The sequence below is a fragment of the Pseudomonas sp. Z1-14 genome (assembly GCF_051132005.1).
Classification (GTDB): Bacteria; Pseudomonadota; Gammaproteobacteria; order Pseudomonadales; family Pseudomonadaceae; genus Aquipseudomonas.
Window position 1 is genome coordinate 2,824,335 of sequence record NZ_CP071646.1, and the last position, 13,960, is coordinate 2,838,294.

Below are 13,960 nucleotides of genomic sequence, written 5' to 3' on the forward strand. Positions count from 1 at the left end.
GCCACTCGGGCATGCTGGATGTTCCCTATCTTGTACGAGAAGTGACCCATGGCCCTGTTGTATAAAGCCGACCCGGTACGCGGTGAACAATGGAAACGTCTATTCGCCGAGCACGCTCCGGACATCGAATGGCGCGCCTGGCCGGACATCGGCGATCCGAAGGACATTCGCTTCCTCGCCGCCTGGCAGGCGCCGGATGAGCTCGAAACACTCTTGCCGAACCTGCAGGTGCTGTTCGCCTTGTCGGCCGGGGTCGATCAGCTTGATCTTGATCGCTTGCCCACCTCCCTGCCGGTGGTCCGTCTCCTCGATCCCGGCATCACCCGGGGCATGTGCGAATACGCCAGCTTCGCCGTGCTCAGCCTGCACCGGGATATGCTCCGTTATCGCCAGCAACAGATTGCCCGATGCTGGCAGGCGCACTTGCTGCAACCGGCGGCCCAGCGTCGGGTCGGGGTCATGGGGCTCGGTATGCAGGCCCAGCAGATTCTGGCCACCTTGCAGACCTTTGGCTTCGCCTTGTCAGGTTGGGCACGCAGCGAGCATCACATCGCCGGGGTGAATTGCTTTGCCGGTGACGAACAGCTCCCGGCCTTCCTCGGCCAATGCGACATCGTGATTTGCGTCCTGCCATTGACCGAGCAGACCCAAGGGATTCTCAACCGTCAGTTATTCAGACATCTGCCCGAGGGTGCTGCCCTGGTCAACATGGGCCGCGGTGGCCACCTGATAGAAGAGGATCTGCTCGAGGCCCTGGCCAGCGGCCAACTCAGTGCGGCGGTGCTCGACGTCCTGCAACAGGAGCCGGCAGCGCCGGATCACCCGTTCTGGCAGCATCCGCAGATACTGCTGACGCCGCATATCGCTGCGATGACTCAACCCGAAAGTGCCTTCGGCGTGTTGCTGGACAACATCCGTCGGCATCAGCGCGGTGAATCGATGCTCGGCCAGGTTGACCGCCAGCGATGTTATTGAGCGGTGCTTGCTCACAGAGCTACGAAAAGCACCGGCGAAAAATCCGCTGATATTTGCTGCTGGGCCTGCTGTCGATTTGAGCAATAACTGCGGTGCGAGAAGCCGCAACTGATGCAATCTACCGAATCGATCTGCGCCTCTTGTCAGGTCTCGCGGCAGGTGAGATATCAGTCCTTTCGGCGGAGAAATCCGCCCGGTCACGCTCCCTTGAATACGGAGATGTTCATGTCCAGTTCGCAACGCCCGACGTATGCCTATCGCCCCATGACCGCTGCCGATGTGGCAGCGGCCCATGCCTTGTCCGTGCAGCTGAAGTGGCCCCATCGCCTGGAGGACTGGGCCATGCTGCAGCGCGTCTCGCAGGGTTTTGTCGCCGAGGACCACGGCCGCCTGATCGGCACCGCATTCACCTGCCCGCAGGGTGATTACGCCACGATCGGCCTGGTGATCGTCAGTGACGAATACCAGGGCCAGGGCATCGGTCGCAAACTGATGGAACTGGCACTCCAAGCGTGTGGAACGCAGACCGCCATGCTCAACGCGACGCTGGCTGGCGCGCCTCTTTATGCCAGCCAGGGATTCGTTGACTTTGGCCGTATCCAACAACATCAGGGGAACGTATCGCCCCCGGCCCCCAAGGACCTGCCATCCGGTGAGCGCCTGCGCCGCCTGACCGAAGCGGATCGAAACAACGTGATCGAACTCGCCAACGCCGGCAGCGACCTGGACAGGCATGCCGTGCTCAATGATCTGTTCGACAGTGTCGAAGACGTCGTGGGCATCGAGCGCGATGGGCAACTGCGTGGGTTCGCCATCCTGCGTCCATTCGGTCGTGGTCGTTACATCGGCCCGGTCGTTGCAGAAAATCCACAGCAGGCCAAGCACTTGATCGCGGTGCTGTTGGCTCAAGTGCCGGATGCTTTCGTACGCATGGATGTACCGTCCGACAGCGGCCTGGGTCCGTGGCTGGAAGAAGCCGGCTTGAAGCAGGTCGACACCGTCGCCCAGATGGTCCGTGGTTCCCCGCCCCAGGCCAGGGGCGGCGTAAAGCAGTTTGCGCTGGTGACCCAGGCCATCGGCTGACGCCCCTGCATCACCGCTACATCCCCTACTTTCCCGGAGAAACACCCTCATGCTAGAGCCCACTGCCGTGCTGTTGGCCCACGCCAACGGCACTCCCGCGTCAACCGCATTCACCGGCGGCTCATTGGGAGCCAACGATCCGTTCGACAGGCAGATTGCCTATCTCGGGACCCATGACATTGCTGCCGGTATCGTCCAGGCGAGCGGACAGTTCAGCGTCGATGCATATCCCTACAGTGAAACGATCGTGGTCCACGCCGGACGAGTGATTCTGCAAAGCGAGGAACACTCGCTGCAACTTGATCCGGGTGAGAGCGCGGTAATTGCCCGCGGCACATCGATTCGGATCGAGGCGCAACCTGGCTCGCTCTGGGCATTCTGCGCCGATACCCAGCCTGTTGAAGCGGGCAACGTCGGAGTGACCGCTCTTCCCCGGCACACCCTCCTCGCGCCCTCGACGCCACCGAGTGAAGAATTCCTGCTGAGCCCGACACCACAATGTCGCTCGAACAATTTGTTCGTCGAGGACACGACAAACCTGCGCATCGGCGTCTGGGATTCGACGCCCTATATCCGCAGGGCAAGGCCGCACACGATGCACGAACTGATGCACCTGATCGAGGGCAGCATCGTTCTCCAGCTCGGCGATGGGACGGCGCTGGCGGTGAATACTGGCGATACGGTGTTTGTGCCCAAGGGGGCTCCTTGCGCCTGGAAGAGCAGCGTCTATGTGCGCAAGTTTTACGTCTGTAAGTAAATTGACTGACACACCGCCTTCGCGAGCAGGCTCGCTCCCACATTGGATCAGCGGCAGACGCAGGTCTCACGGCACACCGAGGAACCCTGTGGGAGCGAGCCTGCTCGCGAAAGGGCCAGCACATCCAATATCTTCATTGGCTGACACACCGCCTTCGCGAGCAGGCTCGCTCCCACACTGGATCAGCGGCAGACGCAGGTCTCACGGCACACCGAGGAACCCTGTGGGAGCGAGCCTGCTCGCGAAAGGGCCAGCACATCCAATATCTTAATTGGCTGATACACCGCCTTCGCGAGCAGGCTCCCCACAGTTGTGTCGGAGCAGGGCCGGAGCACAACTCCCAGTTCAAAGCGCTTCCGCAATAGCCAGGCCAACCTCCTGAGTCGACGCCTGCCCCCCAAGATCAGGCGTAATCGGGCCCTCTGCAATAACCCGCTCGATGGCCTTGAGAATCCCGTCATGGGCCGCGCGATAGCGCTCGTCACCATTACCCAGGAAGTCGAGCATCAAGGCACCGGACCAGATCATCGCGATCGGGTTGGCGATGTTCTGTCCATAGATATCTGGCGCCGAGCCATGGACCGGTTCGAACAACGAGGGAAATCGTCGCTGTGGATCGAGGTTGGCCGAAGGCGCGATGCCGATGGTGCCGGCGCAGGCAGGTCCGAGGTCGGACAGGATGTCACCGAACAGATTCGACGCCACGACCACATCGAAACGGTCCGGCTGAAGCACGAAGCGTGCACAGAGGATATCGATGTGTTGCTTGTCCCAGGTGACGTCCGGGTACTGCTGCGCCATGAGCGCCGTGCGTTCGTCCCAGTACGGCATGCTGATGGAAATGCCGTTGGACTTGGTCGCCGCCGTCAGGCGTTTGCGCGGCCGGGTCTGGGCCAGGTCGAAGGCGAACTTGAGAATCCGGTCCACACCGCGTCGGGTGAATACCGACTCCTGCAGCACGAACTCGTGCTCGGTACCTTCGAACATCTTGCCGCCGACCGAGGAGTACTCGCCCTCGGTGTTTTCGCGGATCACCACGAAGTCGATGTCCCCGGCTTCACGTCCGGCCAACGGACACGGCACGCCGGGAAACAGCCGCACCGGACGGATGTTCACGTACTGATCGAAGTCCCGGCGAAACTTCAGCAGCGAACCCCACAGGGAAATGTGATCCGGCACCTTGTCCGGCCAGCCCACGGCGCCAAAGTAGATCGCATCGAAGCCCTTGAGCTGTTCAAACCAGTCGGCGGGCATCATCTGCCCGTGTTCCAGGTAATAATCGCAGTGGGCCCAGTCGAGCACTTCGATGCTCAGATCCAATTGCCATTTCTTCGCCGCCTGCTCCAATACCCGCAGCCCCTCCGGCAAGACTTCCTTACCAATACCGTCGCCAGCAATCGCGGCGATTCTGAATGGTTTGCTCATCAACCGTGCCTCCTCTTCAAATCGCTGACCGCATCACAACCCGCCGACGTGGAAGGCTTTGACTTCAAGAAATTCATCCAGGCCATACTTGCTGCCTTCACGCCCCAGGCCCGATTGCTTGATGCCGCCGAAGGGCGCGACGTCCATGGAAATGAGCCCGGTATTGAGGCCAACCATGCCGAACTCCAGGGCCTCGCCGAACCGCCATGAGCGGCGCAGATCCTGGGTGAAAAAATATGCCGCCAAGCCATAGGGCGTAGCGTTGGCCAAGGCGAGCGCCTCTTCTTCCGTGCTGAAGCGCATCAGCGGAGCAACCGGACCGAAGGTTTCTTCGTTGGCCAGCAGCATCCCGGCATGCGTCTCCCCGAGCACCGTCGGCTGGACGAACCGGCTGTCGCCCGTGGGGATTTCGCCACAAAGCAGGCGAGCGCCCTGGCTCAACGCCTCGTCGATGTGTCGAGCGACCTTGCTGACCGCCGCCGCGTTGATCAGCGGACCGATGTTCACCTCGGCCTCGAGGCCGTCGCCAACCTTGAGCTTGCCCACCTCCTCCACCAGGCGCTGGGCGAAGCGCTCGTAGATCCCATCCTGCACCAGAATGCGGTTGGCGCAGACGCAGGTCTGCCCGGCGTTGCGGAATTTGCTGAGCATGATGCCGGTCACGGCCTGCTCCAGGTCCGCGTCGTCAAACACGATGAACGGAGCGTTACCGCCCAGCTCCAGGCTCAAGCGCTTGATGTGTTCCGAGCTCTGACGCATCAGCAGGCGTCCGACAGCGGTAGAGCCGGTAAAGGAAAGCTTGCGCACCGTCGGGTTGCCGGTCAGCTCTTCACCAATGCCGGCGGGCATGCCGGTCACGACGTTGAACACCCCGGCCGGAATCCCGACCCGCTCGGCCAGCACCGCCAGGGCCAGGGCCGACAGCGGGGTCAGGTCCGACGGCTTGACCACGATCGTGCAGCCTGCGGCCAGGGCCGGTGCGCACTTGCGGGTGATCATCGCATTGGGGAAATTCCACGGGGTGATCGCGGCGCAAACGCCCACCGGCTGTTTGAGGGTCATCAAGCGCCGATCACCGCTGGGGGCCGGGATGGTTTCGCCGTAGATCCGTCGAGCTTCTTCGGCAAACCATTTGACGAAGCTGGCACCGTAGCGGATCTCGCCCTTGGCTTCTGCCAGCGGCTTGCCCTGCTCAAGGGTGAGGATCAGCGCCAGGTCGTCGAGGTTGTCGATCATCGCCTGGTACCAGCGATCGAGCAGCGCCGCCCGTTCCGCCGCCGGACGTGCACGCCAGGCCGGCCAGGCACGGTCGGCGGCTTCGATGGCGCGCCGGGTTTCACTGCCGTGTATCGCCGGTACCCGGGCAAGCACCTCGCCGGTGGCCGGGTTGATCACGTCCAGGGTGGCGGCGTTGTCGGCGCCGACCCACTGGCCGTCGATGTAAGCGAGTTCTACCAGCAGGCTGGGGTCTTTCAGGCGATTCTTGAGCATGACGTCGGGTCCTGTTCTGAGACAGCCTTCAGTCTATTGAGTCGCTCTGGACGAGGATGCTGAAAACGCCGGCCCTACAGCCTTGAATGCTGAAAATCAGCCTTCGACGGCATAATGCTGTTCACTTAAGGCAATCGGGGAACCCGTGGCGAGGGAGCTTGCTCCCGCTGGGCCGCGAAGCGGCCCCAAAACCTGCCAAACACTTAGTATCAGACACACCGCATCCGCCGATTTACGACTGCTTCGCAGCCGAGCGGGAGCAAGCTCCCTCGCCACGGGTACGTCATTTTGTTAAGTGAACAGCATTACCTTCGACGGCAGGCTTTACCGTTGCACGATCAAATGCGCATCGAGCCCAGCAACCCTTGCAGAAAGCGCTCACCCGCCTCCATCTGGCTGATCTCGATGAACTCGTCAGGTTTGTGCGCCTGTTCGATCGAACCCGGGCCGCAGACCACCACCGGTACGTCCAGGCGTTGCTTGAACAAACCGCCCTCGGTGCCGAACGAGACTTTCGCGGTGCCAGTGTCCGGGGCGGCAAAGTTTTTCAGGAACCGTACTGCTTCGACGCTCGGATGGGTGTCGAGGCCCGGGTAGACGTTCAGGGTCTCGATTTCAATCGCAGCCACGCTGGAGAGCTTCTGCGCTTCGCGCACGATCAGTTCGGCCCGTTCGCGCATCTGCTCGAGGAAGCCGTCCAGGTCGTCCGCCGGCAAGTTACGCACTTCGAAATCAAGGGTGCACAGGTTGGGTACGATGTTCAGCGCCTTGCCGCCGACAATCTGACCGACATGCACGGTGCTGTAGGGCACGTCGTAATCGCTGTCCCGGGCACCCTGCTCTTGCAACTGCTGTTGGCTCAGGCGCAGCGCGGCGATGAAATCGCAGGCCACATGAATCGCATTGACCGAGCGTGGCGCCAATGATGAGTGCGCCTCCAGCCCACGACAGTACGTACGGTAGGAACCCTTGCCCTTGTGCCCGAGAACGAGCTGCATATTGGTCGGCTCGCCGATGACGCACAGAAACGGCCGGACCGGTGCCAGGTGCAGCACATCAAGCAAACGCCGTACCCCCACGCAGCCGATCTCCTCGTCATGGGACAGCGCCAGCTGCAGCGGCCTGCTCAATGGCTGCTCGGCGGCATCGAGCATGGCGTCGATTGCCAGGGCGATAAAGCCCTTCATATCGCAACTGCCGCGGCCATAGATCCGTCCGTCCCGCACCGTCGCCGCAAACGCCGGGAAGGTCCAGGCCTGCCCCGCCGCCGGCACCACGTCGGTATGACCCGACAGCAGGATCCCCGGCACATCCCTTGGACCGGTACTGGCAAACAGGTTGGCTTTGTTGCCGCTGTCGTCCCGCACGATCAAGGACTCGATGCCCTTGGTCATGAGCAGATCGCGCACGTATTCGATCAAGGCCATATTCGATTCCGAAGAGACGGTGTCGAAGGCCATCAGCCGTTTGAGAATCTCCAATACACGGGATTTCATGCGTACGCCGCCACGGTCGGAGTGTTCGGTTGCTGGGTTTTCATCAGTTCGGCGCTGTCGTGGTGGCAAAGGATTTCGCTGCCACCGACTAACATCCGCCGGTCCGGCGCGACGCGGTTGCACAGCCCGTCGACCCGCACCGGGCAGCGACTCAGGAAGGTGCACAGCCCTGGCACAGCGGCTTTCGGCCCAATCGGCGGCAGCGTCTGGCAGGTCGTTGCCCCGCAGCTTTCCAGCCAGCCCAGGCGCAGTTCCGGTACGGAGTGGATCAACAGATCGGTATACGGATGGAACGGAGCCTCGGCATAGGATTGACGCGTACCGGCCTGGACCTTGTGCCCGCTGTACATCACCACGATGTCGTCACACAAGGCGCGCACGGTGGAGATGTCGTGGCTGATGAACAGATAGGACACTCCCAGCTCCTGGCGCAAATCGCGCAGCAATTCGAGAATTGCCGCACCGACCACGGTATCCAGCGCCGAGGTCACCTCGTCGCAGAGAATCAGGTCTGGCTTGGCCGCCAAGGCCCGGGCCAGGTTGATCCGTTGCTTCTGTCCGCCGGACAGTTCGTTCGGACGCCGGTCCGCCATCGTCCGGGGCAAACGCACCAGGTCCAGCAGCTCGCCGATACGCTCGCGCAACGCCGCGCCCTTGAGGCCGAAATACATCTTCAGCGGGCGGCTCAGGATCGTGCTGACGCTGTGCATCGGATTGAGTGCGGTGTCGGCATTCTGGAAGACCATCTGTATGCGTCGGAACTGCTCCTGGGTACGCGACGACAGGCTGCCGCCCAGGGGTTGACCATCGAAAGACAACCCGCCAAGGGCTGGCTGCAACAACCCGGCCACCACCCGTGCAAGGGTCGATTTGCCCGAGCCCGACTCACCGATGACGCCAATGGCCTGGCCTCGGCGAACCGTCAGGTCGATGTCTTCCAGCACGCGAATCGCTGGCATGCCCTGGGCATTCTTGTTGCCGTAGCCGGCGGTCAGCCCCTGGATGGTCAGCAAAGGGGTGTCTTGCGCGATGTCGCCGGGCGGACGGATCGTCGTGTCCGGCCGCGCCGCCGCCAACAGGCTGCGGGTGTATTCGTGGGCCGGGCCCTTGAGCAAAGGTGCCGTGGCGCTATGTTCGAAGATCTCGCCGCCATTGAGTACCACGATCTGATCAGCCATCTGCGCCACGACCGCCAGGTCGTGAGACACATAGACGGCCGTGGCCCCACGCTCGCGGACTACCCGTTTGAAGGCCCGCAGCACATCGATCTGGGTCGTCACATCAAGGGCCGTGGTCGGCTCGTCGAGCACCACCAGCAATGGATCGCTGATCAGCGCCATGGCCGCCATCACCCGTTGCAACTGCCCGCCGGACACCTGATGAGGATAGCGCTGGCCGATGCGCTCCGGGTCTGGCAGGGCCAGGTCACGGAACAGCTCGATGGCCTTCGCCTCAAGCACCGCTCGGCTACCCAGGCCATGAATCAGCGCGCCTTCCACTACCTGGTCGATGAGTTTTTTCGCCGGGTTGAACGCCGCTGCGGCGCTCTGGGCGATATAGGACACGCGGTTCCCGCGCAACTTCTGCAACTGGCTCTCGCTCAACGCCAGCATGTCGTCCTCGCCGATTTGCACCACGCCGCCCGCCAGCCGACAACCGCGTCGGGCATAACCGAGCAATGCCAGGGCGATGGTGGTCTTGCCGGAACCGGACTCACCGATCAACGCCAATACTTCGCCTTTTTGCAGGGAGAAGCTGACCCCCTTGACGATGTCCACCTCCTCGCGCTCGCCGCAGGCGACCACGCGCAGGTCCTGTACCCGAATCAATTCGCTCATTTCAATGACCTCCCGTACGTCGGCTACGTCGCGACGACAACCGGTCGATGAACAGATTCACGCCGATGGTCAGGGTGCCGATGGCCAGGGCAGGAATCACGATGGCCGGCGCCCCCTGATTGAGGCCGCCGATGTTCTCGCGCACCAGCGAGCCAAGGTCGGCATCCGGCGGTTGCACGCCCAGCCCGAGGAAACTCATGCCACTGAGCAGCAGCACGATGAAACCAAAACGCAGGCCCAGGTCCGCCAGCACCGGATTGAGGATATTCGGCAGGATTTCCACGCAGGCGATATACAGTCGGCGCTCGCCCCGGGTACGGGCCACTTGCACGTACTCCAGCGCTTCGATATTCACCGCCATGCTGCGGGCGATGCGGAAGGCACCGGGGGTGTAGCTCAACACCGCCGTGCAGATCAGCAAGGTGACCGAGGAGCCGAAGGCCGAGACCATGATCAGCGCCAGCATCTTGCTCGGGATCGAAATGAACGCGTCCATCAGGCGGCTGATCAGCTCATCCAGCCACTTTGGCGACACCACCGACAACAGCGCCAGACTGGTTCCCAGGGTGCTCGACAGCACCGCGGCCACCAACGCCAGGCCGACGGTGAAACGCGCGCCGACAAGAACCCGGCTGAGCATGTCGCGGCCCAGGTAATCGGTGCCGAACGGGTACGTCGCGCTGAGGCTGTCGAAGACGTTGTCGGAGACCACTTCGCCCACCGGATGCGGCGCCAGCCACGGGCCGAAAATCGCCACCAGCAACCAGATCACACACATCGCGGCGCCGGCCAGGCCAAGCCAGGACTTTGCGTGGGCGTCTTTGCCCAACCCCAGCGCAGCGGCCGCCGTCGGCGATTTCACAATGAGGTTGTTCATTGGTTTCTCAGCCTCGGATTGGAAAGAATCGCGCACAGGTCGGCGATCAACACCAACGCCAGATACGCCGTACAGAACAACATGGTGCAGGCTTGAACCAGGGCCATGTCGCGGTTGGTCACGGCATCGACCATCAAGCTGGCAATGCCGGGATAGTTGAAGATCGTTTCGACGATCACCACCCCGCCCAACAGGTAGGACAAGCTCAGGGCGATGGCATTGGCAATGGGGCCGATGGCATTGGGCAAGGCATGCCGGAGCACGATACGGATATTGCTCACGCCCTTGAGCCGGGCCATTTCCACGTAAGGGCTGTCGAGCTGATCGATCACGGCTGCGCGGGTCATGCGTGACATTTGCGCGACAATCACGCAGCACAGCGTCACCACCGGCAATGCGTAGGTGCGCATGAATTGCCAGGGGGACGTGATGTCACTGGCATAGGACAGCGCCGATAACCAACCCAGGTTCACGGCGAATATCAGCACCGCCAAGGTGGCGACCAGAAACTCCGGCACGGCCACCATGGTCAAGGTGAAAAAACTCAGGAAGCTGTCGAGGCGCCCGCCTCGGCCCATGGCCGAGCCGATCCCCAGGGTCAACGCCACGGGCACCGACACCAGGGCCGTGGCAGCGGCGAGCATCAAGGTGTTGGGAACCCGGCCGGCCATCAGCTCGATTACCGGCGTGGCGTTGGACATCGACATCCCCAGGTCACCGCTGAGCAGGCTCGTCAGCCAATGCAGGTAACGCAACACACCGGGCTGGTCCAGGCCCATTTTCGCCCGCAGGGCCGCCACCTGTTCCGGCGTGGCGAACTGTCCCAGCGCCTGCTGCGCCGCGTCCCCCGGCAGCACCGCCGTGATGGCGAACACCACCATGGAGACAATCAACAAGGTCACGACCGCCGCCCCCAGACGGCGGCCGATCAACCACAGTGTGTTGCTATTCATCATCCGACCCTCGTGCAATGTGGCCCAAACCGACCTTCATCAGGCATCCAGCCAGATCTGCTCGGCAAACATGTAGCCCATGAAACCGCCCAGGGGATTGGCGCCGTAGCCCTTTACGCGCTGGTCGGCACCGTCGATGTTGCTGATGAACACCGGTACGCCGATACCTCCGTGCTCATGCACCAGCACCTGCATGTCGGCGTACATCTTGCCGCGCTTGGCCTCGTCGGTTTCACCGCGGGCCTGTATCAACAATTGGTCGAACTGCTCGTTTTTCCAGCCTGATTCGTTCCAGGGCGCACTCGACTGGAAGAACTGCGAGAACAGCATGTCGGCATTCGGTCGCGGATTGATGTTGCCAAAGCTCAGCGGGTGCTTGGCCCAATGGTTGGACCAGTAGCCATCGCTCGGCAGGCGGTTGACGTTGAGCTTGAGCCCGGCTTCCTTGGCGGACTGCTGCAGCAGCACCGCGATGTCCACCGAACCGGTCGCCGCGGGCGAGCACATCAGCGGCATGCTGATGCTTTCCATGCCGGCCTTCTTCAACAACGACCTGGCCTGTTCAGGATCGTAAGCCCGTTGCGGCAAATCGGCGTTGAAGAAGCGTGCTCCGGGCGCGATCGGATGGTCGTTGCCGACCCGCGCATAGCCACGGAAAATCGCCGACTTGATCTGTTCCCGGTCCAGCAACAGCTTCATCGCCTGGGTGAACTCCGGGCTTTTGCCGGGCATCTGGTCCTGACGGATGATCAGGTCAGTGTAGTTGCCCGACGGCGAGTCGATGACCCGATGCCGGGCGCTGTCCTTGATGCGGGTGGTCGAGCGTGGATTGACCTCGTTGACGATGTGCACGTCCCCTGACAGCAGGGCGTTGATCCGTGACGATTCGTCGGCAATACCGATGAATTCGATCTCGTCCAGGTACGGCAGGCCGGGTTTCCAGTAATTGCTGTTGCGCACGCCGACGGAGCGCACCCCGGGCTTGAACTCCTTGACCTTGAACGGACCGGTACCGATGCCCTGGCTGAAATCGCTGGTGCCTTCCGGAACGATCAACATATGCGAGACGGCAAGGACCGAGGGCAGTTCAGCGTTGGGGCCGCTCAACTGAATCTGCACTTCATGGGTGCCGATGGCTTTGACTTCGGCGAACTGCGACGCCAGCGGCAGGACCTTGGAGCCGGTGATCGGGTCCTTGTGACGCAACAGCGAGAACACCACGTCGGCGGCGGTCAATGCCTTGCCGTTATGGAAGGTCACTTCCTTGCGCAGGCTGATCACCCAGAGCGTGGCGTCCGTGGTCTCGATACGCTCGGCCAGTTCCAGTTGCGGCACCATGTGGCTGTCAAAACGCGTCAGCCCGTTGTAGAACATGTAGTGGCGTACGTAGTCGGTTGACGACGAACCTTTGGCCGGGTCCAGGGTGTCGGCGGTGGAACTGGTCGAGCCGGCGACGCGGATGCGCCCGCCAGGTTTGCCTTTGCCTGGGCTGGCGGCCTCCTCATCGGCAAACAGCTTGCCGGCGGCGCCGAACAGGCTGCCGGCGCCCGCCACGGCCACCCCGGCCAACCCGAGCATCTGCAATGCATTGCGGCGTGACATGCCGCGATTGAGCCCTTCGAAAACGCGCAGACTTTCCGTACCTGTTATCAGCTGGGTATCGATACTGTTTTTTTTGTCAGTCATGTCGGTTCTACCTTTCGCAAATGATAAGGCTCGATTGCTCGCGCTATACGCAATGTGATGAAACCTGAAGCGTCCCTCGCCACTCAGTGCAAATAGTCTTGAAGGCGGTAATACGCACCTACCAGCGGCAGGAACCAGGGCTTGCCAAAATGTCCGGGGATCGCCGGCCAGTCGAGTTCGCGCCAAGGGTTGGCCTCGACTTTCCCGGCCATGACGTCGGCCATGACCTGGCCCATGTGCACCGACATCTGCACGCCATGGCCGCTGTAGCCCATGGAGTGATAAATGCCGGCGTGCTGGCCGGCCCGGGGCAGCCGATCGGAGGTCATGTCGACCAATCCGCCCCAGCAATAGTCGACCTTGACGTGGGCCAGCTGCGGAAACATCTGCACCATCGCCGCGTGCAGGACTTTGCCGCTCTTAGCATCGGACACACTGTCGGACATGGCGAACCGCGCCCGCCCGCCAAACAGCAAGCGGTTGTCCGGGGTGATCCGAAAGTAGTTGCCGATCATCCGGCTGGTGACATAGGAGCGGTGTGCCGGCAGCAAACTGTCGATCAGGGCCTGCGGCAACACCTCGGTGGCGATCACAAAACTGCCCACCGGCACGATCCGCCGCCGATACCAACCCAACCCACCCTGCTGGCAGGTTCCCGTGGCCAGCAGGATTTGCGTGGCCTTTAGCGAACCCTTGGTGGTATTGAGCCGATAACCACCGGCGCTGGTTTTCCAGTCCGTTACCGATACGCCCTGGAAAATCAGCGCACCGTGACGGGCCGCGGCTTCGGCCAACCCTACTCCGAAGCGCCCGACGTGCATCTGCACGCCGTTACGCTGCAGCAAGCCGCCATGGAACTGGGCCGAGTTCACTTCAGCCCGGGTTTCTTGCGCAGACAGCAACTCGACCTCGGCATCGACCTCGCGCCGAATCAACTCGCAAGTACGGGCCAACCCCTCGTAGTGCAGGGGTTTGGCCGCCAGCTTGAGCTTGCCATTGCGCTTGAAGTCGCAGGCAATCTGCTCTTGCTCCACCAGCGAGACGACACTCTGCACGGCGCTTTCATAGGCTTGGTAATAGGCGCGCGCCTTGTCAGCGCCGAGGCTGGCACTCAATGACGCGTAGTCCTGGGCTACGCCGGTATTGCACTGGCCGCCATTGCGCCCCGAAGCCTCGCCAATGACCCGCCCGCCTTCCAGCACCACTACATTGGCGCCCTTCAAGGCCAGGGACCGGGCGGCGGCCAGGCCAGTGAAACCGCCACCGACGATGGCCACATCGACCTGCCCGGGCAACGCACCGAGCTGGGCACCGGTAAATGCCGGTGCGGTATCGAGCCAATAAGACTCACTGCCCATGTCTAACCCCTTATGCCTTGA

Annotated in this window: 11 protein-coding genes; 3 read left to right on the plus strand and 8 right to left on the minus strand. The window is 62.3% G+C overall.

Features of this window, described 5'->3' with window-relative positions:
• Positions 1-48 precede the first annotated feature (48 nt).
• From J3P89_RS12820 to J3P89_RS12830, 3 genes are all read left to right on the plus strand, one after another.
• Positions 49-975, plus strand: a complete 927-nt coding sequence (locus J3P89_RS12820) for a 2-hydroxyacid dehydrogenase (RefSeq protein ID WP_434697758.1) — start codon at positions 49-51, stop codon at positions 973-975.
• A 225-nt stretch (positions 976-1,200) separates the two neighbouring features.
• Positions 1,201-2,058 carry a GNAT family N-acetyltransferase gene (locus tag J3P89_RS12825; RefSeq protein WP_434697759.1) on the plus strand — a complete coding sequence of 286 codons (858 nt, stop codon included), beginning with the start codon at positions 1,201-1,203 and terminating at the stop codon, positions 2,056-2,058.
• Between the two features lie 49 nt (positions 2,059-2,107).
• Positions 2,108-2,815, plus strand: coding sequence for a cupin domain-containing protein (locus J3P89_RS12830; protein ID WP_434697760.1), 708 nt, complete (start codon positions 2,108-2,110; stop codon positions 2,813-2,815).
• A 345-nt stretch (positions 2,816-3,160) separates the two neighbouring features.
• On the opposite strand, the gene J3P89_RS12835 is transcribed toward J3P89_RS12830, so the two are convergent.
• The 8 genes from J3P89_RS12835 to J3P89_RS12870 form a co-directional block, all read right to left on the minus strand.
• The gene (locus J3P89_RS12835; protein WP_434697761.1) at positions 3,161-4,240 is read right to left on the minus strand and encodes a tartrate dehydrogenase; all 1,080 of its coding nucleotides are present in this window, start codon (positions 4,238-4,240) and stop codon (positions 3,161-3,163) included.
• A 33-nt stretch (positions 4,241-4,273) separates the two neighbouring features.
• A complete protein-coding gene (locus J3P89_RS12840; RefSeq protein ID WP_434697762.1) occupies positions 4,274-5,731 on the minus strand; it encodes an NAD-dependent succinate-semialdehyde dehydrogenase in 1,458 nt (485 codons plus the stop codon).
• A gap of 338 nt (positions 5,732-6,069) precedes the next feature.
• Positions 6,070-7,227 carry an acetylornithine deacetylase gene (gene argE, locus J3P89_RS12845; protein ID WP_434697763.1) on the minus strand — a complete coding sequence of 386 codons (1,158 nt, stop codon included), beginning with the start codon at positions 7,225-7,227 and terminating at the stop codon, positions 6,070-6,072.
• Positions 7,224-9,065, minus strand: coding sequence for an ABC transporter ATP-binding protein (locus J3P89_RS12850; protein WP_434697764.1), 1,842 nt, complete (start codon positions 9,063-9,065; stop codon positions 7,224-7,226). The genes argE and J3P89_RS12850 overlap by 4 nt, the downstream gene beginning before the upstream one ends.
• 1 nt (position 9,066) lies before the next feature.
• Positions 9,067-9,942 (minus strand): ABC transporter permease, encoded by an 876-nt coding sequence (locus J3P89_RS12855; protein ID WP_434568485.1) that lies wholly within the window; start codon positions 9,940-9,942, stop codon positions 9,067-9,069.
• Entirely contained in the window at positions 9,939-10,895 is a 957-nt protein-coding gene (locus J3P89_RS12860; RefSeq protein ID WP_434697984.1) for an ABC transporter permease, read from the minus strand. The genes J3P89_RS12855 and J3P89_RS12860 overlap by 4 nt, the downstream gene beginning before the upstream one ends.
• A gap of 39 nt (positions 10,896-10,934) precedes the next feature.
• Positions 10,935-12,581, minus strand: a complete 1,647-nt coding sequence (locus J3P89_RS12865) for an ABC transporter substrate-binding protein (RefSeq protein ID WP_434697765.1) — start codon at positions 12,579-12,581, stop codon at positions 10,935-10,937.
• Between the two features lie 83 nt (positions 12,582-12,664).
• Positions 12,665-13,939 carry an NAD(P)/FAD-dependent oxidoreductase gene (locus tag J3P89_RS12870; protein ID WP_434697766.1) on the minus strand — a complete coding sequence of 425 codons (1,275 nt, stop codon included), beginning with the start codon at positions 13,937-13,939 and terminating at the stop codon, positions 12,665-12,667.
• Between the last annotated feature and the right edge of the window lie 21 nt (positions 13,940-13,960).